Annotated in this window: 23 protein-coding genes; 12 read left to right on the top strand and 11 right to left on the bottom strand. The window is 40.3% G+C overall.

Annotation, left to right across the window (positions count from 1 at the left end; genetic code table 11):
* Positions 1-699 precede the first annotated feature (699 nt).
* The 7 genes from arcD (JK635_RS22375) to argR form a co-directional block, all read right to left on the bottom strand.
* A complete protein-coding gene (arcD, locus tag JK635_RS22375) occupies positions 700-2,097 on the bottom strand; it encodes an arginine-ornithine antiporter (protein WP_202656144.1) in 1,398 nt (465 codons plus the stop codon).
* Positions 2,098-2,404: 307 nt separating this feature from the next.
* Positions 2,405-3,367, bottom strand: coding sequence for a carbamate kinase (arcC, locus tag JK635_RS22370; protein WP_202656143.1), 963 nt, complete (start codon positions 3,365-3,367; stop codon positions 2,405-2,407).
* A 123-nt stretch (positions 3,368-3,490) separates the two neighbouring features.
* The gene (gene argF / locus JK635_RS22365; protein ID WP_202656142.1) at positions 3,491-4,501 is read right to left on the bottom strand and encodes an ornithine carbamoyltransferase; all 1,011 of its coding nucleotides are present in this window, start codon (positions 4,499-4,501) and stop codon (positions 3,491-3,493) included.
* A gap of 24 nt (positions 4,502-4,525) precedes the next feature.
* Positions 4,526-5,809, bottom strand: a complete 1,284-nt coding sequence (gene arcA / locus JK635_RS22360; RefSeq protein WP_202656141.1) for an arginine deiminase — start codon at positions 5,807-5,809, stop codon at positions 4,526-4,528.
* Positions 5,810-6,093: 284 nt separating this feature from the next.
* A complete protein-coding gene (gene arcD / locus JK635_RS22355; protein WP_202656140.1) occupies positions 6,094-7,494 on the bottom strand; it encodes an arginine-ornithine antiporter in 1,401 nt (466 codons plus the stop codon).
* A 94-nt stretch (positions 7,495-7,588) separates the two neighbouring features.
* Positions 7,589-8,287, bottom strand: a complete 699-nt coding sequence (locus JK635_RS22350) for a Crp/Fnr family transcriptional regulator (RefSeq protein WP_202656139.1) — start codon at positions 8,285-8,287, stop codon at positions 7,589-7,591.
* 29 nt (positions 8,288-8,316) lie between these two features.
* Positions 8,317-8,769 carry an arginine repressor gene (gene argR, locus JK635_RS22345; RefSeq protein ID WP_202656138.1) on the bottom strand — a complete coding sequence of 151 codons (453 nt, stop codon included), beginning with the start codon at positions 8,767-8,769 and terminating at the stop codon, positions 8,317-8,319.
* A 353-nt stretch (positions 8,770-9,122) separates the two neighbouring features.
* Here argR and JK635_RS22340 point away from each other — a divergent pair, with 353 nt between their 5' ends.
* The 6 genes from JK635_RS22340 (at position 9,123) to JK635_RS22315 (ending at position 15,082) form a co-directional block, all read left to right on the top strand.
* Positions 9,123-10,151: a polysaccharide deacetylase family protein gene (locus JK635_RS22340; protein WP_202656137.1), complete on the top strand. Its 1,029-nt coding sequence runs from the start codon at positions 9,123-9,125 to the stop codon at positions 10,149-10,151.
* A 104-nt stretch (positions 10,152-10,255) separates the two neighbouring features.
* On the top strand, positions 10,256-11,251 hold the full coding sequence (locus tag JK635_RS22335; RefSeq protein WP_202656322.1) for an AI-2E family transporter: 996 nt from the start codon (positions 10,256-10,258) through the stop codon (positions 11,249-11,251).
* Between the two features lie 118 nt (positions 11,252-11,369).
* Complete coding sequence (locus tag JK635_RS22330) at positions 11,370-12,371, top strand: DUF3231 family protein (RefSeq protein ID WP_202656136.1); 1,002 nt, start codon at positions 11,370-11,372, stop codon at positions 12,369-12,371.
* 114 nt (positions 12,372-12,485) lie between these two features.
* Complete coding sequence (gene nadE / locus JK635_RS22325; protein WP_202656135.1) at positions 12,486-13,307, top strand: NAD(+) synthase; 822 nt, start codon at positions 12,486-12,488, stop codon at positions 13,305-13,307.
* A gap of 176 nt (positions 13,308-13,483) precedes the next feature.
* Positions 13,484-14,368 carry a membrane-associated sensor domain-containing protein gene (locus JK635_RS22320; RefSeq protein ID WP_202656134.1) on the top strand — a complete coding sequence of 295 codons (885 nt, stop codon included), beginning with the start codon at positions 13,484-13,486 and terminating at the stop codon, positions 14,366-14,368.
* 180 nt (positions 14,369-14,548) lie between these two features.
* The gene (locus tag JK635_RS22315; RefSeq protein WP_202656133.1) at positions 14,549-15,082 is read left to right on the top strand and encodes a dihydrofolate reductase family protein; all 534 of its coding nucleotides are present in this window, start codon (positions 14,549-14,551) and stop codon (positions 15,080-15,082) included.
* Between the two features lie 282 nt (positions 15,083-15,364).
* On the opposite strand, the gene JK635_RS22310 is transcribed toward JK635_RS22315, so the two are convergent.
* Positions 15,365-15,997: a YgaN family protein gene (locus JK635_RS22310; RefSeq protein ID WP_202656132.1), complete on the bottom strand. Its 633-nt coding sequence runs from the start codon at positions 15,995-15,997 to the stop codon at positions 15,365-15,367.
* 172 nt (positions 15,998-16,169) lie between these two features.
* Here JK635_RS22310 and JK635_RS22305 point away from each other — a divergent pair, with 172 nt between their 5' ends.
* From JK635_RS22305 to floT, 3 genes are all read left to right on the top strand, one after another.
* Positions 16,170-16,508 (top strand): hypothetical protein, encoded by a 339-nt coding sequence (locus JK635_RS22305; protein ID WP_202656131.1) that lies wholly within the window; start codon positions 16,170-16,172, stop codon positions 16,506-16,508.
* Between the two features lie 391 nt (positions 16,509-16,899).
* Positions 16,900-17,442, top strand: coding sequence for an NfeD family protein (locus JK635_RS22300; protein WP_202656130.1), 543 nt, complete (start codon positions 16,900-16,902; stop codon positions 17,440-17,442).
* Between the two features lie 19 nt (positions 17,443-17,461).
* Positions 17,462-18,982 carry a flotillin lipid rafts scaffold protein FloT gene (floT, locus tag JK635_RS22295; protein WP_202656129.1) on the top strand — a complete coding sequence of 507 codons (1,521 nt, stop codon included), beginning with the start codon at positions 17,462-17,464 and terminating at the stop codon, positions 18,980-18,982.
* A gap of 49 nt (positions 18,983-19,031) precedes the next feature.
* Here the strand turns inward: floT and JK635_RS22290 are convergent, their stop codons facing one another.
* On the bottom strand, positions 19,032-19,790 hold the full coding sequence (locus JK635_RS22290) for a (S)-benzoin forming benzil reductase (RefSeq protein ID WP_202656128.1): 759 nt from the start codon (positions 19,788-19,790) through the stop codon (positions 19,032-19,034).
* Between the two features lie 296 nt (positions 19,791-20,086).
* The gene (locus tag JK635_RS22285; protein WP_202656127.1) at positions 20,087-20,869 is read right to left on the bottom strand and encodes an undecaprenyl-diphosphate phosphatase; all 783 of its coding nucleotides are present in this window, start codon (positions 20,867-20,869) and stop codon (positions 20,087-20,089) included.
* 152 nt (positions 20,870-21,021) lie between these two features.
* Between JK635_RS22285 and JK635_RS22280 the strand changes: the two genes are divergently transcribed.
* The 3 genes from JK635_RS22280 to JK635_RS22270 all read left to right on the top strand — a co-directional run bounded on the left by JK635_RS22280 (position 21,022) and on the right by JK635_RS22270 (position 24,805).
* Positions 21,022-21,786: a DUF4931 domain-containing protein gene (locus JK635_RS22280; RefSeq protein WP_202656126.1), complete on the top strand. Its 765-nt coding sequence runs from the start codon at positions 21,022-21,024 to the stop codon at positions 21,784-21,786.
* Between the two features lie 182 nt (positions 21,787-21,968).
* Positions 21,969-23,138 carry an FtsW/RodA/SpoVE family cell cycle protein gene (locus tag JK635_RS22275; RefSeq protein ID WP_202656125.1) on the top strand — a complete coding sequence of 390 codons (1,170 nt, stop codon included), beginning with the start codon at positions 21,969-21,971 and terminating at the stop codon, positions 23,136-23,138.
* Positions 23,139-23,341: 203 nt separating this feature from the next.
* On the top strand, positions 23,342-24,805 hold the full coding sequence (locus JK635_RS22270) for an alanine/glycine:cation symporter family protein (protein WP_202656321.1): 1,464 nt from the start codon (positions 23,342-23,344) through the stop codon (positions 24,803-24,805).
* Between the two features lie 65 nt (positions 24,806-24,870).
* Here JK635_RS22270 and JK635_RS22265 read toward each other — a convergent pair whose 3' ends face one another.
* Positions 24,871-25,002 (bottom strand): YuzL family protein, encoded by a 132-nt coding sequence (locus JK635_RS22265; RefSeq protein WP_202656124.1) that lies wholly within the window; start codon positions 25,000-25,002, stop codon positions 24,871-24,873.
* Between the last annotated feature and the right edge of the window lie 9 nt (positions 25,003-25,011).

Below are 25,011 nucleotides of genomic sequence, written 5' to 3'. Positions count from 1 at the left end.
GGCACGCCAATCGGCGAGTTTTCTTCAAGATAGGAAAGAGATCAATTGAGTAATAAGCTGTAATCACATTTCTCCATTCATATAGTTGCGTATTCGCCTTCATTTTAGTATAGCTATCTAATAATTCACATGAATAAATTGTGAACATTCTCACGATGGCAAAATTAATAATTTCAAGGATTCACTATATTTTTTTAATTCACAACAAAAGGTTATATGCAAAAAAGAAAGTAATGTTTTTAGGGTTACCATTTTCTCTCCATTTCAATCAGAATGTTAATGGCAGGAAAGGAAATATATCACCCAAGGTTTTCCTCAGCTAGGTGTTTGTTTGATGTGTTATGTAAAAGAGGAAATTCCTTTATCCTAGAAGGACCGGGCGGTTTTTCGCCCGGTTTTCTTATTGTCCAGCTTCAGCGCCTAGCGGCTAGTGTCCTTCGCTCTCCGCCCTACGATAAGTCAACATCGAATCGCCTCCTGCTTCTGCGCCAAAGCTTATTCAACGAAGCTGATGTTCAGCTCGTCGCAAAGCCTAGGAAGCATTTTCAGGTAGTTACTTGGCTCTTCGTGTTTCCTTTATCTCAGTTGGAGCGCTCCACAAGGAAGGCTTCGACAGCATTTGCATCGCACGAAGGAAAAGCGATAGCTTTTTCGAGGAGGCCATACGCCGCTGACCAAGGCGCTTCCGCTTTTCTGGTCCTAAATATTGATTTGTCCTGTTGCTAACATGATAATAGCGACAATCGCAAGGATGATGAAAATAATCGCCCAGACCAGTTCAAAGGTTTTAAATGTCTTCTGGCCATTTTCCTTTTGGGCATATCGAAAGACCAAGATTCCAATTGCATACAACAATGAAGTTAGCACTAAATAACTAAGCCCTGCTGCATATAACAGCCATACCCCATAGATGGAAGCAATAATACCAATGACCATTTGCTTGGTATCCTTTTGCTGGCTGCTATATTTCACTTGATAGAGAGCAGAGAAAAGATAGGGTACTAAAATTGCCGAACTGGCTAACGAATAGGCGAATTGGTATGGTTTGTCGGAAATTAACAAAGTAAGCAAGAATAATTGCACCAACACATTGGTAATAATTAACGAATTTACTGGTGCCTTATTCTTATTTTCTTTAGCAAAATATTTTGGTAAAATTCCATCTTTTGCTGCGACATAAGGCAACTCAGCAGCCAATAGTGTCCACCCTAATAAAGCACCTAAGAGGGAAACGATTAACCCTAAATTGACGATCGCTGCTCCCCAAGGGCCGACAACTTCTTTTAATACATAAGCCATAGAAGGGCTCTTTAAATTTGCCAGTTCTGCCTGTGACATAATTCCATAGGATAACAAGGAAATCAACACGTAAATAACCAAGGTGGAAAGTAAACCAATGACCGTCGCTTTTCCGACATCTTTCATATTCTGGGCTCTACTTGACAGAACAACTGCCCCTTCGATCCCAATAAACACCCAAAGGGTAACAAGCATGGTACTCTTTGTTTGACTCAATACATCGGAAAGATGAAAACCATTCTTCCCCCAGAAATCGAGGCTAAAGGTATCGATATTAAAGGCAAAAATGACAATGATGATGAAGAGGAAAATCGGCACAAGCTTACCAATGGTAACAACTAGATTTACCAGTGCTGCTGATTGAACGCCCCGTAAGATGAGAAAGTGCATGAGCCAAAGAATTATGGAAGCGCCGATAATCGAAGCAACATTTCCTCCGTTAAATATCGGTATAAAATAGCCAATTCCACTAAATAAAAGTGTTAAAAATGCAATATTACCTAGCCATGCTGACAACCAATACCCCCAGGCTGAATTGAATCCCCAATAATTACCGAAACCTGCTTTGGCATAACTAAAGACACCGCCTTCTAAATCAGGCCGTTTATTGGTTAAATTCTGAAATGAAAACCCTAAGGTGATCATCCCGATTCCAGTGATAATCCAGCCAAGTATGACCGCTCCGGCACTGGCCCCTGAGGCCATATCAGAAGCGATATTAAACGCTCCACCGCCGATCATCGAACCAATGACCAAGGCAATGAGCGAAATCAAACCAAGTTTTTTTTCATTTTCCAAGTGAACACCTTCATTTCTTTAAGGAAGTTATGCTGCCATCCCCATGATGTCTGTCCTTCTTTAAGCTAATAGGATGGATAAATTCAATTGTGCTCTGTCTTCGTCCTTAAGGGCCCGCCAATAGGCGAGTTTTCATTTATTGTGACAATTTGAAGGTGTCTGATACCACAGGGAATAGTCAGCGCTTACGATAGCGTAGCCGCTATTACTGCTTTGATGATTATAATATTTGTTTATGGAAAGGAGTATCCAAGGAGCTCCGAAGTAAATGGAGCTCGATTGGAATGACTACTCCAAATCAATAATTTTAAGCGATAACTGGGGCCCCATGCATGGAAACGACTGTTCCAGCTGTGCCGTTTAGCGCGTTAAATGCTTGATCTAATGAAGTAATGATGGTTTTGCGTTCAGGGTTGGTTTTCGCAAATTGGATCGCTGCTTCAACCTTCGGAAGCATGCTGCCGGCTGCAAAATGACCAGCCTCGATGTAAGCATTTAATTCATCAATGGTGACATCTTCAAGTTTCTTTTGAGTTGGTTTATTAAAATCGATATAAACATTATCAACTGCTGTTAAAATGATTAACGCATCTGCACCAACAAGCTCAGCAAGCTTTTCGGAAGCAAAGTCTTTATCAATAACAGCCTCAACGCCAGTAACTCCAGCTTCCGTTTCAATCACAGGAATGCCGCCGCCGCCGACAGAAATAACAATATGTCCCTGTTCAACGAGAGAATTGATAACGGCATGTTCTTTTATGCTGACAGGTTTAGGTGAAGGAACAACTCTTCTCCAGCCGCGACCGGCATCTTCTTTAAAGCTGGCACCGGTTTCTTCAGCAATTCTTTTAGCTTCTTCTTCACTGTAGAATGGCCCAATTGGCTTTGTTGGATTGCTGAATGCCTGATCCTTTTGATCGACAACGACACGAGTAACAACGGTTGCTACATCCTTTTGGATACCGCGCTCTTTTAATGCTTTTTCCATTGCATTTTGCATCCAGTACCCAATCATGCCTTGGCTCATCGCACCACATGTATCAAGCGGCATAGCTGGGTTTTTAACAGAATCAGCGGCAGCCTGCTGTAGTAAAATATTTCCGACCTGAGGGCCGTTACCGTGGGAAATAATGATATCAATTCCCTGAGCGATAAAATCAACTAATTGTCTCGCAGTTTTTTCAAGTGCCTGTTGTTGGGCAGCAGCGGTTGCATCTCCGGATTGGATGGCATTTCCGCCTAAGGCAATAACAACTTTTTTATTTTTCATAGTATAAACCTCCGGGTCGTAAATATACTGATAAGAAGGAAGGGATGTTCCTTCAGAAACAATATTTTATAGATAACTAAAGAAAGGAGAGGGAGACAGACTCCTTCTCCTGCATTAAAGAAATTAATCTAATTTGCCAAGAGTTGCGGCCATGACGGCTTTGATGGTATGCATTCTGTTTTCAGCTTGGTCAAATACTTTTGAATGTTTGCTGCGGAATACTTCATCAGTTACTTCCATTTCAGGAAGACCATGTTTTTCATGAATATCACGGCCATACTTTGTTTCTAGATCATGGAAAGCAGGTAGGCAGTGTAAGAAAATTACATTGTCATTGCCTGTCTTTTTGATCATTTCCATGTTGACTTGATATGGAGATAGAAGCGCAATTCTTTCAGCAAATTTATCTTCTTCACCCATAGATACCCATACGTCAGTATAAATTACATCGGCATCAGCAACGCCTTCTGCAACATCGCTGGTGATGGTTACACGACCGCCAGATTGTTTTGCTAAGTTTTCTGCTAATTCCACAATGTCATTAGCTGGGAATAATGACTCAGGAGAACAAATCCGTACGTCCATTCCAACAAGGGCACCGCCAACAAGCAAGCTGTTAGCAACGTTGTTACGGCCGTCGCCAACATAGACAAACTTGATGCCTTCAAGATGGCCAAAGTTTTCTTTTACTGTTAAGAAGTCAGCAAGTGTTTGGGTTGGATGCCATTGGTCAGTCAAACCATTCCAAACCGGAACGCCGGAATGTTCAGCCAGCATTTCTACCTTTTTGTGTTCAAAGCCACGGAATTCAATCCCATCAAACATGCGGCCTAATACTTTTGCTGTGTCTTCGATTGATTCTTTTTTACCTAATTGGATATCGTCTTTTCCTAAATATTCAGGATGTGCACCAAGATCAATACAAGCAACTGTGAAGGCACAGCGTGTACGAGTAGATGGTTTTTCAAATAACAATGCAATATTTTTACCTTCTAAATAACGGTGTTTGATGCCCCGTTTTTTCTCGTCTTTTAATTTCATTGCTAAATCGATAAAAGATACAAATTCTTCTTTTGTAAAATCCATTTCACGAAGAAAGCTTCTTCCGTGTAATTTAGATACAGTTGCTTCCATATTTAATCTCTCCTATCAAACAAATTACTTACGAAGATCCTCACGAACAATTGGCATGCTCATGCAGCGAGGGCCCCCACGGCCACGGGATAATTCCGAGCTTAAGACTTCAATGACCTCAATTCCGTGCTCACGTAACAATTGATTCGAAATGTAGTTGCGGTCATATGTCACAACAACACCTGGGGCAATGGCCAATGTGTTGGAACCGTCATTCCATTGTTCACGGGCAGCAGCAATTTCATCACCGCCACCGCAAGGGATAAGGATCAGCTCGCTGAGTCCAAGAGCTTCTTTTAAAGCTTCTTGAAGGTTGTTGCGATGTGTGATATTAACATGGTCTTCATCCGGACCTTTTTCAAGGATGTATACGTTCATGTTGCCTTCTGGTCCTTGAATAGCTGGGTGAATCGTAAACTTGTCATAGTCTACCATTGTAAAGACGGTATCTAGGTGCATGAAGGCACGGCTCTTAGGAATCTCAACAGCTAGAACTTTCTTGAAGGAGCTGTTCTTTTTAAATAGATTAAGAGCCAGTTTTTCAATTGCTCTTGCAGATGTACGTGCAGAAACCCCAATAGCAATGACTTCATTACTTAAAATAAGTTCGTCTCCACCTTCAATTGGGAATTCATAATCACGATCTAGCCAAACTGGAACATCATGACCGGCAAATCTTGGATGATGTTTAATAATATATTCCATAAATAAAGATTCACGGCGGCGTGCAGGCTCACGCATTTTATTAATCGTTAAACCATTGCCCATACTTGCTGCAGGGTCACGAGTGAAATAAAGGTTTGGCATTGGATCCAAATAAAATGGATAATGGTCTTCCATTAACTCGTATAAACGGGTCTTCTTGCTCGTTTCGATTTCCTTTTTGAGGACACCGCTCATGATTTTATCAACCATATCTGGGGTTGAGAATGACAATAAATATTCTTTTAATGCTTTTCCAGCACCATTGACATTTGCGTTGCTTTCGCGTAAAATGTCATCAACAAATTGATTTTTTAGTTCTGAATTATTGAGTGTTTCAGAAACTAATTTTTCGAGGTATAGTACTTCTACGCCTCGATTTTTTAATGTCTCGGCAAAGTAGTCATGTTCTCTTTGGATAATTGGTAGATATGGAATGTCGTCGAATAATAGCCGTTGTAAATACTCTGGCACTAGGTTTTCAACTTCTTTTCCAGGCCGTTTCAATAGAACGGTTTTTAAAGTACCAATTTCTGATGTGACATTGATCGGATGACTTAATTTGGTTGTTTCTCTCTCGCGTGTCGTCTCTTGAATACTGCTCATCTTTCTTCCTCCTTTTTATTAACTTCCTTGCTACAACTTTATTTTAGGCAATGTGCAAGAAAAATTTTGTTTGCCTCTTCACAATTAAACTGTTAAATTCATTACATTTTTTTGTTGTTTGTATAAGGGGATTTGCATACTTATGAATATATTCATAAAAAATATTGATTTTTAAAGGAAATAATTGAATAACCAACGGATGTCACACAAATGACAAAGATGAATTCGCAAAATTAAAACGATTAGTAATAGAAGAAAGGTTGGCAAATTGCCAACCTTTTTAACTATATTTGAATTTTTCCTGTTGCTAGCATGATGATTGCAATAATGGCAAACAGAATAAAGAGACATGCCCATAAGAGTTCAAATGGTTTAAACGCTTTCTGCTGCTTTTCTTTGGCGGCGTATAAGAAAATGAGAGTACCCAGTGAATATAATATCGATGTCAATAATAAATAGGTCACCCCTGCTGCATATAAGATCCAAAAACTATAGATAGAAGCAATGATACCAATAATTATTTGTTTTGTTTCTTTATGCTGCCAGCTGTACTTCACTTGATATAAAGCCGAAAAAAGGTAAGGCACTAAGATGGTCGAACTGGCCATCGAAAAAGCAAACTGGTAAGGCTTATCGGAAATTAACAAGGTTAGAAGGAATATTTGAATCAAAAGTCCCGTGAAAATAAGGGAGTTCGTGGGAACATTATGCTTATTTTCCTTCGTGAAAAATTTCGGGAACGTTCCATCTTTTCCTGCCAGATATGGAATTTCTGCAGAAAATAAAGTCCAGCCAAGCAGAGCCCCCAGTAACGAGATAATCAAGCCAAGATTAATAAACATGGCCCCCCAAGGACCCACGATACTTTCCAGAACATATGCCATCGAAGGGCTTTTTAGACTTGAAAGTTCCCCTCGGGTCATGACACCCAAGGATAATAAGGAGATTAAAATATAAATCGTTAAGGTGGACATTAAGCCGATGACCGTCGCTCGGCCAACGTCCTTTTTCTTCCGGGCCCGGCGTGATAAAACAACAGCCCCTTCTACTCCGGTAAAAACCCATAGTGTGACGAGCATCGTACTTTTCGTTTGGGTCATAACGTTTGCTAGGTTAAATGACGTGCCACCCCAAAAATCTAATGTGAAGGTATGAAAATGAAACGCAAACAGGGCAATGACAATGAATAAAAAGATCGGGATGAGCTTCGCAATCGTCACAACGATATTCATGATGGCCGCGGTTTGAATTCCTCTGGAGATAAAGAAAATTAATAACCAAAGGAAAATAGAAGCCCCCAGCACGGAAACGAGATTAGCGCCATTGAATATCGGTAGAAAATAGCCGATCGCACTGAACAGCAGGGTTAAAAAGGCGACGTTTCCGAGCCAGACAGACAGCCAATAACCCCAGGCAGAGTTAAATCCAAAATAGCTGCCAAAACCTGCCTTGGCAAAACTGTAGATTCCGCCATCTAAATCCGGCCGTTTATTGGTTAAATTTTGAAAGGTAAAAACTAATGCGATCATGCCAATTCCTGTAATGATCCAGCCAATGATAATTGCGCCGGCATTTGCCCCTGCTGCTAAATCAGAAGCAACATTAAATACGCCGCCGCCGATCTGTGAACCAATGACTAGGGCAATTAATGCCAAAATACCTAGATTATTTTCTTTGTTTTCCATTATTACCATCCTTATATGTAAAAATTAAAAGGCCAGCCTATTGCACAACGAATGGGTTAGTGCAGTAGTTGCTGACCCCTTCTTAAGTATTTCCTTAAAGATCATCAAAATAATCTGGCTGATGAAAGCAAATCTTTTTCTCTTTAACGGAGATAATTCCTTCTCTTTTTAATTGATTCATAATCAAGCTGACTGTTTCCCTTGTGGTGCCGGAAATTTTCGATATATTTGCGGCAGTAAGCGGGCAAGGGATCATAAGTTCATGTTCACTGATTTCACCAAGGTCTTCCATCAAGAACTTAAGGGCATGAAGGACTCTTTCCTGGGCATTCGGTACGATGATTTGTTGCATCCGCTGTTGGTGAAGTTCGAGAATGGTAGAGAGTTTTGAAATGGTATGGATTAATGTCTTTGCACTGGACTTAAGCATCTCTTCGAGTATAGGTGTTGGCACAAAATAAACCATGATATCGGTAGCGGCAATCGCCGTGTTTTTATAGCACGGATCGTTGAAAATACCGCAGTAAGGAAACATTTGGTTCTTTTTTACATAGTCAATATAGTGAATGCTGCCATCTTCATTACTATTTTCATACATAACATAGCCATCCAATAAGAAGAAGATTTTATCGCGCGGATCACCTTCCATAAAAAGGCGTTGATTTTTTTTGTAAGAACGAAAATAAAAATAAGGAATATACTTTTGTAATGTTTTGGCTGGGAGTAATTTTAAATTGGGAAACTGCTGCAAATCAGAAAGTACATCCATTTGTAAGACTGCTGAATTTAGCAATTTTGTTACCCCTTTCTAGGTTAACCTAATTAATGATTTAGCAAGTCAATTTGCTGTTGAATATGAATGGCTTCCTCAGGAGAGCGGCAGATGATTAAGCAGGTATCATTACCACAAATGGTTCCAGCTTTTCCTTCCAGGTCCATTGAGTCAAACAACGCCCCAAAGGAATGGGCATGTCCAGGCAGCGTTTTAATGACCACAAAGTAGTTGATCGCTTCCATGTTCACAAGGGCGTCGCGCAGCTTGTGCTTTAATTTTTCTGATATGATATATTCTTGGTCCACTTTAAAGCTGTACTTAAAGCCACCGTCTTTAGTTGGTACTTTGATCAGCTGCAAGGCATGAATATCCCGGGAAATGGTTGCTTGGGTTACCTTCAGTCCCTTTTCCAAAAGCAGTTTTTGTAGCTCGTCCTGCGTGCTTACTTCGTATTTAGAGATCAATTGAGTAATAAGCTGTAATCGCATCTCTCGATTCATAAAGCGAACTCGCTTTCATTTTAGTATATATATATGATAATCCAATTTGTTTAAAATTTACATGGATAAATGGTGAACATTTTCACTATGGCGAGATTAACAATTGCGAGGATTCACCATTTTTCTTCAATTTCAAAAATTAAATCATGTACTATTTCTTTTTAAAGGTTACCATTTTCCTTCCATTTTAGTAAAATAAAATAGGAGAATGATAGAGAGAAATCTATCACCTGAGTTTTTTTACCTTTTTAATAGAATTGTAATTTTTTTAATACATTTGAAACATTTTAAAGGCAATATCGTCTATAATGGTGATAAAGGGGAAAATAAAAACAGCAGCAGAGAGGGATCTTATGAATGAGAAATTTAGGCGCATTTGGTCAATCTGGTCTTTAAGCCTAATCATTGTGATTGGAGTTGTGTTTGCCGGAATTTCGATTACAAACTATTTTCAGGCAAATGCGGCGAGCAAGCCTATGAATCAACCAAAAACGGAAATTGCCGAGCACCCTGTCATGAAGAAGGCCAAACCAGATGTGTCAAAACAAAAAATAAGGGATGAAAGACAAGATAAGGAATGGATTCCAAAGCAGCAAGATCAGGCGCTTGCGAGGGAAAATGTAAAAGAGATTAGAAAAGTGCCATCAAAAACGACTCAAGATACAGCCGCGGCACCGTCTGCCACTAAGGATAAAGCTACTCCTCCACCTGTAAAGAAAGAATCCAAAACAATCGTGTCCGAACACAAAGTAAACAAATCAGGAAGAGACGAACCCAAGAATAAAGTGGTTTATTTAACATTTGATGATGGACCGTCTCCTTTTTCCGGTGATATCATTGAACTGTTAGATAAGCATCATTTTAAAGCGACATTTTTTATGATTGACGGAAATATTCGCCGGTTTCCTGAAGCAGCTAAATTAATGGTGAAGTCAGGTGAAGCTGTCGGGCTTCATAGTGTCTCTCATGACGTCAAACGGTTTTATGCCTCAGTACATTCCGTGTTAGGTGAATTAGAACAAAATCGCAACACTTTAAAAGAAATCTCAGGTGTTGATTCCTATTTAATAAGAACCCCGTATGGCAGTGTACCGCGGATGACACCGGAATATCGGAAAGCTGTCATTGAAAAGGGTTATTCGATGTGGGATTGGAACATCGATAGTAAAGATTGGTATTTCAAAGACGGCCGCTATGTAACCAGCGTGATCGAGCAGTTGAGGAGAATCGAACATCATCAGGAACCGATTGTGATTCTCTTGCATGAACGGAAGGAAACCCTGGCAAACTTACCAAAACTACTTGACTTTTTAACAAAGAATGGCTATAAAAGTCATGCGATTAATAGCTCCATGACGCCTTTTCAATTTAAACAAAAGTAGCTACAATAAGGTGTCATAAAGGACAAAACAGCGGTATATTTGCTATAATATACAGGAGTTAAAATACTTTCTATTCTGAAAATAATGAGGACCGATAATTGTCTATGATCAATAAATTAATGCAGAGCAGTTCACTTAAACGGATTTTAATTTTTGCCATTATTGCCCTTGTTTTATATGCCATGAGGTCGATGATCAATTTAATTTTACTCACCTTTATTTTTACTTTTCTAATGGATCGGCTAGTTCAATTCATCCAAAAGAAAATTCCCCTTAATCGAAAATTGCTGGTGGTGATTTGTTATTCCAGTATTGTCGGCCTGCTTTCATACGGGTTAATTATGTATTTGCCGATGATTGCTGGTGAAATTAGGGCATTAATCATCCAATTGACTGATTTTTATACAGCCAAGCATGACAATATCGTCTTGAATTATATCGTGACTCGAATAGAGGAAATCAATATTTCAAGCTATTTGGAGCAAGGGGTTACTTACTTATTAAAGTCCTTTAGCGGCATTAGTAAAGTTGGCTTGCAAATTCTGTTAGCTCTGTTGCTTAGTTTATTTTGCCTGCTTGAAAAGCCAAGATTAATTGAATTTACCAAGAAATTTAAAACGAGCAAAATTTCATCGATTTATGTCGAAATTGAATATTTTGCTCGAAAATTCGTTAGAACCTTTGGGAAAGTCATTGAAGCGCAATTGATTATTGCCGTTGTGAACTGTATTCTTACGACGATTTCATTGTGGCTGCTTGATTTTCCTCAGCTTGGCGGTTTATCCATTATGGTCTTTGTTTTAGGCTTGATTCCCGTTGCCGGGGTCATCATTTCATTAATTCCGCTTGTGATTATTGCCTATAGTATTGGCGGAATCATGAAGGTGCTCTATGTCGGCCTGGCCATTGCCGTCATCCATGGGATTGAGGCCTATATATTAAATCCAAATTTAATGAGTTCGAAAACAAATCTCCCGGTTTTTTATACATTTATCGTCTTGATTTTTGGCGAACACTTTTTTGGAGTATGGGGTTTAATCATTGGGATTCCCGTGTTTGTTTTCTTTTTAGATATCCTCGAAGTAACAGAAAGCGAATAGATGACAGAATGAAAAATGGGATCGTCGTGATTTTTACGCTGATCCCATTTTTTATTTGAATAATTTACCCCCTATTTTGGGAATCTAGTCTTATAGATGTTTTAGGGGAGGATTATGAATGGTCGAGCGCAGTATTAGATTGTCGAGTGCGGAAATCTCCGGTTTATGGGAAGTCTATCTTCAAGAGAATCTGTCCGTTTGCCTGCTGACCTACTTTTTACATCATAATAAGGATGAAGAAGTTGCCAAGCTGCTCCAAGATGCGCTTGCTTCATCCTCTGAATTTATCAAAAAAATGACCGATATATTTCAATCAGAAGGGATCCCGCTCCCTGATGGCTTTTCCGAAAAAGATCTTGATTTGACCGCCCCACCATTATTTTATGACATGTTCGCTGTTAGTTTAGTCTATTGCATCAGCCGCTTCTCCATGATTAACACGGGTTTTATTACCTCGAATGTTGCGCGTAAAGATGTACTGGATTTTTTTGTGACGATGCTGCAGCAAATGGCTGATTTATACAAAAAATCGACAAAACTGATGCTGGCAAAAGGAATATATGACAGGCCACCTATGGTGCCTTATCCTGAAAAGGTAGAATATGTGGATAAATTCTCTTATATTAGCGGTTTTGGTAAAAAGCGGCCCTTAAATGTAACGGAAATCACGGAAATCTTTTTTAATACGGAACGGAATTATCTTTCAGTATTACTTTGTACGGGGTTGCTTCAGGTTGTGAAGGACAAAGAAATCCATCAATATATTGCTGATGGGAAAAGAATCTCTGAAAAGCAAATCAATACCTTTAACGATATCCTTATGAGGGAGGAACTATTGGGGAATGTCTCTACGTCTATGGAAGTAACGACGGCAACGGTCAATCCGTTCTCCGACCGGCTTATTGTGACTCTTTTCAATTTATTGAATGGGATTGATATTACCTTAATTGGTCATGCATTGTCCTTATCTCTGAGAACCGACCTTACGGCTTATTATCAAAAATACAGTCTGGAGGTCTTAGCCTATACAGCAAGAGGTTTTAAGCTAATGGTTGAACGCGGTTGGGCACAAAAGCCGCCACATGCACCGGAACGAAGAAAACTGCAAAAATTACAATAAACTTCTCAGGCATCCCTCAGGCTAAAAATTAGGGGGGCCTGAGAAGTTTTTGGGTCAGTCGTTTTTCATCAACTATGGTACATTAATAGATAAGGAAAAACAGGAGGGGTCAAAATGAGTTTACAAGCACAAATAATGAGGGATTTACATGTCTCTTCCACGATTCAACCGAAGGAAGAAATTCGCAAGCGAATTGATTTTCTGAAAAATTATTTATGGAAGACAAAGGCAAAAGGATATGTTTTAGGGATCAGCGGCGGTCAGGATTCCACTTTGGCAGGACGGCTGGTACAGCTGGCAGTGGAAGAGCTGCGCCAGGCAGGGACGGATGCTGTTTTTATTGCTGTGAGACTGCCGTATGGACGGCAGCAGGATGAAGAGGACGCCAAACGGGCATTGGCCTTTATCAAGGCTGACCAAGAAGTAGTATTTAATATTAAAACAGCCGTAGATGAGCTGCAAAAGGAATATAATCTAATGACAACCAGCCAGCCTTTGAGTGATTATCAAAAGGGAAATGTAAAAGCAAGAATGAGAATGATCGCCCAGTATGCCGTTGCTGGGATGGCTGGCCTGCTTGTCGTCGGCACCGATCATGCAGCCGAAGCGGTTACCGGGTTTTATACAAAATATGGCGATGGCGGGGCAGACATTACCCCGTTAACGGGATTAACGAAGCGTCAAGGGAGGGCTTTGTTAAAAGAACTCGGGGCTGAAGAACTGCTCTATCTGAAAGTCCCAACGGCGGACCTGTTGGATGAAAAGCCGGGACAGGCGGATGAAACAGAATTAGGAATTTCCTATGATGAACTGGATGATTATCTGGAAGGAAAGCAGGTCCCGGCGGAAGTAGCTGCTAAAATTGAAAAGCGCTATCTTATAACTGAGCACAAGCGTCGCATGCCTGCCACAATGTTTGATGAATGGTGGAAATAATGGAAGAAGAGAGATTGCCGCATGAGGCAGTCTCTTTTTTACTGGTTCGCGACGAATAAAGAAAAGCTTGAACTTTTCTTTATAAAAGGTTCATAAAATTGCAACAACCTCACCCGTCATGGACTGTTAAAGCGTTCTATAATAAGAATTAAAAATATAGAAAGGGAGGTGAATACATGAAGACTCACCTAACCGAAGGGAAATTTATCATTTACTCCGTCGCAGCCATTGTTCTTTTGATGATGGTCCATCTGTTCCAATCACCGATAAGCGTTCTCTATAACCCTGAAAATTACGTGGGAATCCATATCCTTTTAGAATGTATCAGTATATGCATCTCGGCTGCCGTTTTCATTTACGGACTTAAAAGTTATCAGCAGACAAGATCGAGCCAAATGCTGCTCTTAGCGATCACCTTCTTCCTCGTAGGATCAATTGACTTGCTCCATACCTTATCCTTCAAAGGCATGCCTTACTTCATTTCAGAAAGTTCCGTTGCAAAAGCGACCTGGTTTTGGGTGATCGCAAGGGTGATTCAAGCTGTTCTGATGCTGCTTGTGCTAATTATTCCTGAGCGCAGACTCAAAAGGGATTATCGCCTTGGCGCTCTGGTATTAGGGATCTTAATCGTTTGTTCCATCGGATTGATTGTATTCTATTTTGAGAAACAACTGCCGTTGCTGATGGTTGAAGGAAAAGGCACAACCATGTTAAAAAATGCAATGGAGTATGGGATTACTTTCATTGAATTTATTTGTTTGCTGATAACCTTATATCAATATCATGTAGAAAAAGGTGAAGAAAAATTATCCGTTGCTTTAGCGTTTGTCTTTTTACTGTTAATGGAATTAGTTTTTACCATTTATAAAAGCGTGTATGATATTGATCATTTTATCGGTCATATTTTTAAAACACTGGGCTTCTATTATATCCTAAAAGGCTACTACTTTTTGAACGTTCATGAGGCGGCGGAGCGGGAACTGCCTGAGCAAAAAAATCAACAACAAGGCCTGAACCAAATCCAGGATAAACCAGTTAGAAAAAACAGTGAAGCAAGTTAATCGAGCCGATTGCTTGCTTTTTTTTAGGCTCTGTTAAAGAATATTGTTAATATTTGAAACCTCTCCAGTATTTGAAATGACTGACACATATGACAGTTTGCGACTATCAAAATTCAATGTATAGTTCTGATTCAACCAACGAAATACTTGAACATTCATTCTAAATTAGAGGGGGATTTTATGGGTAAAAAACGAAAATTAGTATTATTTATTTCAACAAGTTTAGATGGGTATATCGCTACAAAAGATGAATCTCTTGATTGGCTATTCAAAGTTGAAGGTGAAGGAGATAACGGTTATTCTGAATTTTATGAAACGGTAGATACGATTTTATTTGGTAAAAGGACCTACGATTGGGTAATGAAACAAGGTATAAAAGAACTCCCATATAAAAACAAAGAATGTTATGTATTTACAAGGTCTTCTCTTGATGATAAGGAAGATGTAAAATTTATTAATGAAGATGCGGTTCATTTCACCAATAAACTTAAAAATCAAGAAGGAAGAAACATTTGGGTTGTTGGTGGAGGAGAATTGTTACATTCTTTTATAAAAAATAAATTGGTTGATGAATTCATCATTAAAGTTGCCCCAATTTTACTAGGAACAGGAATTCCTCTGTTTAGAGAAGGAGATTATCCATTAAACCTCTCATTGAAAGGTGTAAGGAACTTCAATCAATTCGTTGAACTACACTATGAAGTTAAAAAATAAAGACACACAAGAACAAAGGAAACCCTAAAAAATGGGGTTTCCCTTACTTAATCGCAATTATCAACATTAAAATTTAACAGGTCCTTGTTTTAAAGGTTTCTGATAAATTGCGTAGCCTTACGGAATAGTATGAAAAAGGGAATAGTTTACATCTTCCGATAAAAGTTTTGTTTGGTGGGCTCCCGTTATAGTTGATATATTTATTATAACAATCTGTGTCTATATTTACTCTAGCATCAGTGTTACTCAGTAATCGCTCGCGTTTGTTTACTATAACAGAAGTTATTTCTTTGCTTTATCTGTCCATACAACTTTGTATAAAAAAGCAAGCTCAGTGTCTTTAATACCTTTGGGGAGTTCTCCATTTTCTCCCCCAACAGAACTCAGTCCGTTTTTTGTAGTTCCTGCCCACGCTGCTAAATAAATAGGTTTATTTTTCTTTAAAGTAACTTTTTCTCCTATTAGCTTACTGAAAGAAAAAGATGTCATGTTATTTGAATACGTTGTTGAAGCAAGTCCAGATGGTATCCCAGATATCAGTTTTAAAGAATGGGCTTTATTTCCGGTGTCACTTATTCCAAAGGAAACGAAGCTGTCTTTATATTTTGTTCCAAGCTCATCCCAAGTCTTTAGCAACTCTTCTTTAAACTTCCCATTTTCATATACCTCTACTGAAAATTGCAAATCTGCATCTTCATTCGGGATGCCATTCAGCTTGAAAAATTCAATATGTCCTACACCAGTCTTGCTAATAAGCAGGTTTTCTTTTTCATTCATATTATATGAATCAATGGTTATTTTCATATTTGATGGAGATTTTTCTTTTGATACAGATTTTACTTTTTCTACACCTGCGCACCCTGTTAACAACAAACTGAAAATGATAATTAAGCAGCAGCCTTTAATATGTCGCATTTTTTACTCCCCTGATTAATGCAATGTTTCATTAAATTATTTCAAAATTCACCCATTTTCGCAATAAGGAAATAATAATTCTGCTCCCTATTTATCCATAAGATTCCCATTTAAAAATTAAATTACTGTAAAAAATATTGAATTTTAGGAAATAATAGGTTGATATGATACTTTGTTTATTAGTAAACAAAAAGAGCAACTAAATATTCTTCCTACAGCAAATAGTGGTGAAAACATCTTTGTATCAATTGGAAATATTAGTAAGGAAAAAGAGGCCTATAATATGATCGCTTTAAGTAATTGGAAACAAGTACCTTTTATAAATAATGAATTAGTAGGTAATGTATCTGTCAATCCTGGTGAAAGAAAAATTTTTAAGTTTAAGCTTCCATTTGTAAAAGAAAATTCAAATTTTCAAGTTATTGCTTTCCCAACTCCCTATAAAATCAGTAAAGATAACTTTGATAGTACGTTAGTCTATGGGTCGATTCGAACGATGATAAAACCTTAATCCCTTTAGAAATTTAAGTTTATCCATTATTTCAATTAACAAACAGCCCTTCGCCTGACAACTCAATAGCTCGAGGCTTATTCTTATTACTGCATTTTGTTAGCTAATAGGAAATTCAACTACGCTTCACGAACCATCCTTAAGGACTCGCCAGTCGGCGAGTTTCCATAAAATAAAAAAATTGGAAATCAGGAAAAAGTACCCCCGGGCTGGCATAAATCAGATATACTGGAATTAGGAAAATTGAAACCTTTCCTTCTTTAATCCGTATATTTATCATACATAACTTTTTTAAAACAGAAGGGATGGATGCGATGGATTATTAAGGTTTGAAGCCCATTCTGCACTTTCCGTTGTATTTCTTGCCTATCATGATAAAGGGATGATGCGTATGGAACTATTTGGCGTGCCGATCGTAACAGTTTACTTGTATGGTCTGATTATTTCGGGCATTTTAACGTTTATTTATGTTTTATTTGCCGATGTGCTGCATGTTGACACCGGTGATGGGGGGTTACACTTTTTAAATCCTGTCCTTGTATTTGCCTTTATGACCATTCTTTCCGCCAGCGGCTACTTATTTGAACGCTTATCTTCACTGCATTCTCTACTCATTTTAGCGATTTCAGCCGTCATTGCTTTTATTCTGGTAACCTTGTTAAATGTTTTTGTTTTAGTACCGATGTCATCGGCTGAGGAATCTCTTGCCTATCAAGAATCGGATTTACGGGGGCGGATTGGAACCGTGATCACGCCGATCCCTGCTGATGGTTTTGGTGAGGTGTTAATTGAGAGCGCGAGCGGCAGAATTGCCAAACCGGCATCAAGCTTTGATGGCGGAGAGATTGCTAATGGAACAAGGGTGCTGGTGGTCCAGGTGAAGGATGGTGTCTTGCAAGTAACCGTCCATCAAGAAAATGAAAGTTTTATATAGAGGAAGAGGAGGCTAAAATATGGAATTTAGTTTTGTATGGATTGTCATTGGGATCGTTGCCCTTATTCTTATTGCCCTGATTGGTGTATTTATTACAAAGTACAGAACGGCTGGTCCGGACGAAGCCTTGATTGTAACCGGGAGTTACCTGGGAAACAAAAATGTCCATGTCGATGAAGCCGGGAATAAAATTAAAATTATTCGCGGTGGCGGGAGCTTTATTTTACCGGTTTTTCAACAGGCACAGCCGTTAAGTTTATTATCTAGTAAACTGGAAGTCACTACCCCGGAAGTTTATACTGAACAGGGTGTACCGGTTATGGCCGATGGTGTGGCGATTATCAAAATCGGCGGTTCGATTGGCGAAATTGCCACAGCCGCCGAGCAGTTTCTTGGGAAACCGAAGGAAGATCGGGAAAATGAAGCAAGAGAAGTTTTAGAAGGTCATTTGCGTTCCATTCTTGGTTCGATGACCGTTGAAGAAATATATAAAAACCGCGATAAGTTTTCTCAAGAGGTTCAACGCGTGGCCTCACAGGATCTCGCAAAAATGGGTCTGGTGATTGTTTCGTTTACGATTAAAGATGTCCGTGATAAAAACGGCTACTTGGACGCTCTCGGTAAACCGCGGATTGCCCAGGTTAAACGTGACGCCGATATTGCTACAGCTGAAGCCGAAAAGGAAACGCGAATTAAAAAGGCTGAAGCTGCCAAGGAAGCGAAGCGCTCCGAATTAGAACGGGCAACCGAAATTGCCGAAGCGGAAAAAGTCAATCAGCTGAAGATTGCCGAGTTCCGCCGTGAACAGGACATTGCCAAGGCACGTGCCGATATGGCCTATGACCTCGAAAGTGCAAAGGCCAAGCAGGATGTTACCGAGCAGGAAATGCAAGTTAAGATTATTGAAAGACAAAAACAAATCGAGCTCGAAGAAAAAGAAATTCTTCGCCGTGAGCGCCAATATGATTCGGAAGTGAAGAAAAAAGCCGATGCCGACCGCTATGCTGTTGAGCAGTCTGCAGCCGCAGAAAAAGCGAAACAAATGGCCGAGGCGGAAGCGAATAAATACCGGATTGAAGCAATGGCGAAGGCCGAGGCGGAACGGGTTCGCATCGACGGTTTAGCCAAAGCGGAAGCACAAAAGGCACAAGGTCTTTCCGAAGCAGAAGTTATTCGGATGAAAGGTCTGGCGGAAGCCGAAGCAAAGGAAAAAATCGCCGAGGCCTTCGAACAGTTCGGTCAAGCAGCGATCCTCGACATGGTCATCAAAATGCTGCCTGAATACGCGAAGCAAGTGGCTGCGCCGCTTTCCAATATTGATAAAATTACCGTTGTCGATACTGGCGGCGGTTCCGGTGAAAATGGCGGGGCTAACAAAATTACTAGCTATGCCACTAACCTGATGACAAGCCTCCAGGAATCATTAAAGGCTTCAAGCGGTATTGATGTCAAAGAGTTGATCGAAAACTATGCAGGTAAATCCAATGTGAAAAATAGTATTGCCGAATTAACCGATACGATTAAGAAGAAAGATGAATAATGAAAAGAAAACTCGCCGATTCGATATTGGCGAGTTTTTTTACTCAGTATTAGTTTAGCAAATCATTTACATTGTATATTTTTCCGCTTTCTACATTCCCGCTGAGTGTCAAATCAATCAGGGCATTGGCTACCATATCCGGCTTTAACAGCATTCCTTTTTCCTGATATTCTTGAAATTTCTTCAGGTCCTTAAATGCTTTTTCGGAGGATGACCTAATGGTTGCTTGCATGTCTGTATCCATGATCCCCGGGCTGAAGGCAATAATACTATGCTTCGTTTGTAACGCTGCCTGTTCGCTGGCAACCGTTTGGGTAAACATATTTAAGCCCGCCTTGGCACTGCAATAGACACTCCAGCCTTGAATCGGACGAACTGCGGCACCAGATGTAATATTTATAATGTGAACGGCTGTGTCGCTAAACTGAGCTTTATGTAAAAATAGATTGGTAATCATGATGGGTGCCGTTAAATTCACTGTAATATTACGGTCAATCGGCGTTTTATCCAAATGACCGACCGTTGCAATCGGTTCGATGACGCCAGCATTATTAAAGACAAAGATATCTGACGGCTCTTTTTGAAAAACGCGATGAGTAATTTCCATAAAAACTTCCTGTACTTCACTTTCCAATGAGAGATTACAGGAAAAATGTTGATAGCTGGTTCCTTTTTCTTGTGCCATCATTTTCAGTTTCTCGTTTTCTGTCCGCGAAACGGTAACAACAGCGAACTGTTTTGCGATTAGACTTTTTGCGATGGCTTCACCCAATCCTTTGGAAGCACCGGTAATCACTGCATATTTCATGATAACTCCCCCCAACCAGCAGCTGTTTATAAATAAATTGTATGTCCCAAGTTTTTAAAAAGCAATCTTAAAGTTCACCTATACGTCGCGGCTTGTGTAATAGTGAGCAAATAAAATGGGGATATGGTATTTTTAAATTAAAATGAGCGAACAGGAAAATAAAGAAGAAGCGGCTTGAACATGTTTTCGAGCCGCTTTTCTAAGATTATTTTTCCTAGTGTGAATGGTTTGACGGGTAAATTCAGAAAACAGACGGGTAAATCCCAAAAGGGAAGGGGACCCAACATAACATGTACTTAAAACTTCCCGGTAAACTGGAAAAACAAGACGAGCAACCCTAATGCCCAGACATAGATGGCGAACGGCTTTAAGGAATGCTTTTTCAAAAAGCCAATCATCCATTTGACGGCAATATAGCCGAAGAAAGCCGATGAGATGATCCCGACAAGCAGGGCGGATAACGAGATTTCCTCCCCGCCGCCGCCAAGCAGATCCGTTGTTTGTAACACAATGGCCCCGACAATGGCCGGCGTCGATAACAGAAACGAAAAGTAGGCGGCAGTTTCCCGGTCCAATTTGCGCCAGAGGGCGGCGACAATCGTCATTCCGGAGCGGGAAATGGCCGGCAAAATGGCAACGGCCTGAAACGAACCGATAATCAAAGCATCCTTATAGCTGATATCCTCCATCCGCTTATAGCCATTTTTCGCCGAATCCGCAAGCCAAAGAAAAAGACCTGTCAGCAGGAATTCCCAGCCAATCGTCACCCCGGTTTTCGATATATCCTCAATATAATCTTTCATCGCCAGACCCAAGACCACTGCCGGAATCGTACCAACGATTAGTAAAAATGTTAATTTACTAAATGGCTTTCGGAGAATTTTGATAAATTCGTCCTTGTAAAAAACAAACACGGCCATGAGTGTTCCCACATGGAGCATCGTATCAAGCAGCAATCCCGCTTCCTGTAAGCCGAATAAATTTCTTCCCAAATAAAGATGCCCGGTGCTGGAAATCGGTAAAAATTCTGTCACTCCTTGAATGATTCCTAGAATCAGTGCTTCCAGTTTTGTTAACATAACGTCCCTCTCATTCTTATGAAGTATATGCCTGTACCATATTGATATGCAAAATTCTCTCGGGCTATGAAATTATCAAAACAAAATGTGTGCAATGGGAGTCAATCCTCCCATAAAATAGGATTATAGACTTGCGAAAGGGGATAAGCGTTTTGGAAACGAAACATCTTTACTTTAATACGTCGATTGGTGTACAGAAACCTGAAAGTATCCGTAACAAAGAGCAAGCCTGCCCGTTTTGCGCCAGAGATGAACTGACCAATATTATTGCTGTTGATGGACCGATCATTCTTTTGAAAAATAAATACCCCGTTTTGGAAAATGCTTATCAAACCGTGTTAATCGAAACGGATGATTGTCACGGCGACCTTTCGAGTTATTCCAAGGAACATTTGCACCGATTAATCCAGTTTGGGATCAAGCATTGGCTGAAAATGGAGCAAACCGGAAAGTATCGCTCCGTCCTGTTTTTCAAAAACCACGGGCCGCTGTCGGGAGGTTCGATCGCCCACCCTCATATGCAAATTGTCGGTCTCCATCATTTAGACTACAGCGTCACAGCTGTCCCCGAAATGTTTGCCGGAATTGTGATGGCTGAAGAAAAAGACGGTCCGCGCTTCACATTATCGACAAGGCCGCGAGTTGGCTTTTATGAATTTAATATCGAAATGGATGATAGTTGCTATCAGGAAAGATTTTCGGAGTATTTGCAAGTCGCCGTTCATTATATCTTGAATCATTTTCCATTCAAGACTTCTAGCTATAATGTCTTTTTCTATCATTTAAATGGCAAGATTTACGCTAAGGTGATGCCGCGTTTTGTGACAACGCCGCTGTATATCGGCTATGGGCTGCCGCAGGTGCCCAGCAATCTCGAATGGATGGCAGAGGAATTAAAGCGGATCTATTTTAGTTAATAGGAGAGTGTAAAGTTTCCCCAGATTTTACACTTTCCTATGTCGGCTAATTCAACCTTCCATTTACAGTGCGCAAACCACTTTGTAAAATAAATCCAAATGTTAGTTGGAAGTTGAGATTTGCTGCTTTTAAAAATATAATGGAGGAATGTACGAGTTTTATATCAAGGTGGAGACACATCATGACATCCAATAAAAACACAACTTCTAAACTGGATTACAGTCTTGTTTTAATATTAATGCTTTTGTTCCTGGCCAGCTGTGCGGCAATTTATAGTGCCCAACAAAGCGGACAATATGATCGGAACTTTTTAGTGATGCAAATTGCCTGGTATGTGGTAGGGTGCGTAATTGTTGCAGTGGTAATGCATTTTGATTCAGACCAATTGCGCAAGCTGACATGGTATGTTTATGGGGCTGGAATTGTCGTGCTCATTTTGCTGATTTTGGCACCGGAAAGTATCGCTCCCAGAATCAATGGCTCGAAAAACTGGTTTCAACTACCCGGGATCGGGACAATTCAGCCATCTGAGTTTATGAAAATATTTCTGATTCTAGCATTAGCCCGCGTGATTGATGATCACCAGCAAAAAAATGTCATGAAGACGCTGCAAACTGATTTCTGGCTGTTAACGAAAATGGGGCTTGTCACCATGCTACCGCTTGTGCTCATCGTTAAAGAGGACTTGGGAACAGGACTTGTCTTTCTCGCCATACTAGCCGGAATGATTTTTATCTCCGGGATTACCTGGAAGATCATTGGTCCGGGTATTTTGGCCGGAGTGCTGATGGTGGGGACGGTCTTTTATTTTGTTTTGTGGAACCCGGATATTCTGGAAAAGTATCTGGGGGTAAAGCAATATCAATTTGGTCGGATTTATTCCTGGCTTGATCCTTATAATTATCAAAGTTCAGCCGGTTATCAGCTGATTAAATCGATGCTGGCAATTGGCTCCGGGCAGACAAGCGGCAAAGGCATCGGCAACCGCGATGTCTATCTGCCGGAAAGTCAAACGGATTTTATTTTTAGCGTCGTCGGTGAGGAATATGGCTTTATTGGCGCCAGTGTTTTAATCAGTTTATTCTTCCTGTTAATTTACCACATTACGAAGGTTGGCATGGAAACGAAGAATCATTTCTACACGTATATTTGTGTCGGGGTGATCAGCATGATTACCTTTCACGTCTTTCAAAATATCGGTATGACCATTGGCGTTTTACCAATTACCGGGATTCCACTTCCATTCATTAGTTATGGGGGCAGTTCGTTAATGGGAAATTTTATGGCGATCGGCTTGATTTTTTCGATCCGTTATCATTATAAAAAATATATGTTCTCGACAACCTCATAAGAAGAGTAAAAGAGCAGGAGCTATTTCGCCTCCTGCTTTTTATTACCCCTTATAACTTCTAGATAAGTCAGAAAAAATAAAAGATAAGAAATATTCTATTGAAATATTATTATTGAAATTTTATAATATTTTAGTGACATCCTGTTGTATAACACCTTGGGGTTAGAATCTATTTTACAGCATTTAAAGGGGGAATTTTTTTGATAGACAAACTGGTAACCAATGTTTCCGGCTATTTATGGAGTGCACCACTGGTCATTTTCATCGTTTTTGTGGGGGTGTACTTTAGTTTCCGCACAAGATTCTTGCAGATCCGGCACATTAAAGAAATGGTAAAGTTAATAGCGTCCGGGAAGGGCTCCAATGAGGGGGTTTCGTCGTTCCAGGCATTGGCTATGTCTTTATCCGGCCGGATTGGGGTAGGGAACATTGCCGGCACGGCAACAGGTATTTACTTTGGGGGACCGGGTTCCGTCTTCTGGATGTGGGTCATCACCTTTATTGGTGCCGCATCCGCCTTTGTTGAGTCGACTCTGGCGCAAATTTATAAAGAAAAGCAAGATGGAGAGTATCGCGGCGGACCAGCATTCTATATTGAAAAAGGACTTGGCTGGAAATGGTTTGCGGTTGTGTTTGCCGTTGCAACCCTGCTCGCAATGGCTGTTTTAATGCCTGGTATTCAGACAAACTCCATCGCAGAAGGCATTAAAAATGCCTTTGGGATTAGCCCTACTATTACTGGAGCCGTAGTTGTTTTGCTGATCGCGGCAACGATCTTTGGCGGGGTAAAGCGGATTGCCAGAGTGGCAGAATTTATCGTTCCGTTTATGGCACTCGGATATCTGCTTATCGCTATTTCCATTGTGGTGGTTAACTTTGACAAAATTCCAGAAGTTTTCGGTCTTATTTTTAAAAGTGCTTTCGGGGCAGAAGAAATGTTCGGGGGAATTCTCGGTTCAACGATTATGTGGGGAGTAAAACGGGGTCTGTATGCAAACGAAGCTGGTCAAGGTACTGGTGCTCACCCTGCCGCTGCCGCAGAAGTATCACATCCTGCTAAGCAAGGACTGGTCCAGGCATTTTCCATTTATCTTGATGTGTTCTTAGTTGTTACATCAACTGCGATGATGATTTTATTTACCAATTCTTACAATGTCGTAAATGGTTCAGGAAAATTATTAGCTGAGCACCTTAAAGGAGTGGAAAGCGGCCCTGGCTACACGCAAGCGGCAGTTGATACTTTACTCCCGGGATTTGGTCCAGCATTTGTAGCGGTCGCTCTATTTTTCTTCGCCTTCACGACGATCTATGCGTATTACTACATTGCCGAAACAAACCTTGCCTTTCTGGTAAGAGGCAAAAACAGAAAACCAGCCATGTTTATTTTAAAATTGGTCCTTTTAGGTGCGGTTTATTATGGCGCAGTTAAAACAGCCACGACCGCATGGGCAATGGGGGATATCGGATTAGGAATCATGGTTTGGCTGAACTTGTTAGCCCTTTTCTTCTTAGGCAAACCGGCGATTCTCGCCTTAAAAGATTATGAAGCGCAGCTGAAGCAAGGCAAAGATCCGGAATTCAATTCAACGGAATTAGGTATTAAGAACGCTGAATTCTGGGCTGATGGGTACTACAAGTCCGAACAAAAGGAAAGAAAAAGTTCGTAAGTACAAAAATGAGCTTACAGGTAAGCGTGTTCCGGCACCATATTAGGTTCCGGCCCACGCTTACTTCATCTTTTATATTGATTGTTTTGGCTGTTTTGTTTATCGACCCCGCTGGCTTCTCGGCCGGGGCCAGCATTGCCCTTCACGCTTGCTGCACTTACGCCGGCTTTGGAAGGATTTTTCTTCATTCTCGCCATGTTTATCAC

This window comes from Neobacillus paridis, assembly GCF_016765675.1.
Lineage (GTDB): Bacteria > Bacillota > Bacilli > Bacillales > Cytobacillaceae > Neobacillus > Neobacillus paridis.
Note: the sequence above shows the minus strand (reverse complement) of the source record. Positions and strands in the feature narration are given on the sequence as shown.

Coding starts and splice junctions, on each gene's coding strand:
- JK635_RS22335 (WP_202656322.1), top strand. CDS start 10,256: ATGATCAATAAATTAATGCAGAGCAGTTCACTTAAACGGATTTTAATT.
- JK635_RS22265 (WP_202656124.1), bottom strand. CDS start 25,002: ATGGCGAGAATGAAGAAAAATCCTTCCAAAGCCGGCGTAAGTGCAGCA.
- JK635_RS22290 (WP_202656128.1), bottom strand. CDS start 19,790: ATGAAATATGCAGTGATTACCGGTGCTTCCAAAGGATTGGGTGAAGCC.
- JK635_RS22275 (WP_202656125.1), top strand. CDS start 21,969: ATGACATCCAATAAAAACACAACTTCTAAACTGGATTACAGTCTTGTT.
- JK635_RS22315 (WP_202656133.1), top strand. CDS start 14,549: ATGGGTAAAAAACGAAAATTAGTATTATTTATTTCAACAAGTTTAGAT.
- JK635_RS22330 (WP_202656136.1), top strand. CDS start 11,370: ATGGTCGAGCGCAGTATTAGATTGTCGAGTGCGGAAATCTCCGGTTTA.
- arcA (WP_202656141.1), bottom strand. CDS start 5,809: ATGAGCAGTATTCAAGAGACGACACGCGAGAGAGAAACAACCAAATTA.
- JK635_RS22310 (WP_202656132.1), bottom strand. CDS start 15,997: ATGCGACATATTAAAGGCTGCTGCTTAATTATCATTTTCAGTTTGTTG.
- argF (WP_202656142.1), bottom strand. CDS start 4,501: ATGGAAGCAACTGTATCTAAATTACACGGAAGAAGCTTTCTTCGTGAA.
- JK635_RS22340 (WP_202656137.1), top strand. CDS start 9,123: ATGAATGAGAAATTTAGGCGCATTTGGTCAATCTGGTCTTTAAGCCTA.
- nadE (WP_202656135.1), top strand. CDS start 12,486: ATGAGTTTACAAGCACAAATAATGAGGGATTTACATGTCTCTTCCACG.
- arcD (WP_202656140.1), bottom strand. CDS start 7,494: ATGGAAAACAAAGAAAATAATCTAGGTATTTTGGCATTAATTGCCCTA.
- JK635_RS22285 (WP_202656127.1), bottom strand. CDS start 20,869: ATGTTAACAAAACTGGAAGCACTGATTCTAGGAATCATTCAAGGAGTG.
- arcC (WP_202656143.1), bottom strand. CDS start 3,367: ATGAAAAATAAAAAAGTTGTTATTGCCTTAGGCGGAAATGCCATCCAA.
- JK635_RS22320 (WP_202656134.1), top strand. CDS start 13,484: ATGAAGACTCACCTAACCGAAGGGAAATTTATCATTTACTCCGTCGCA.
- JK635_RS22300 (WP_202656130.1), top strand. CDS start 16,900: ATGGAACTATTTGGCGTGCCGATCGTAACAGTTTACTTGTATGGTCTG.
- floT (WP_202656129.1), top strand. CDS start 17,462: ATGGAATTTAGTTTTGTATGGATTGTCATTGGGATCGTTGCCCTTATT.
- argR (WP_202656138.1), bottom strand. CDS start 8,769: ATGAATCGAGAGATGCGATTACAGCTTATTACTCAATTGATCTCTAAA.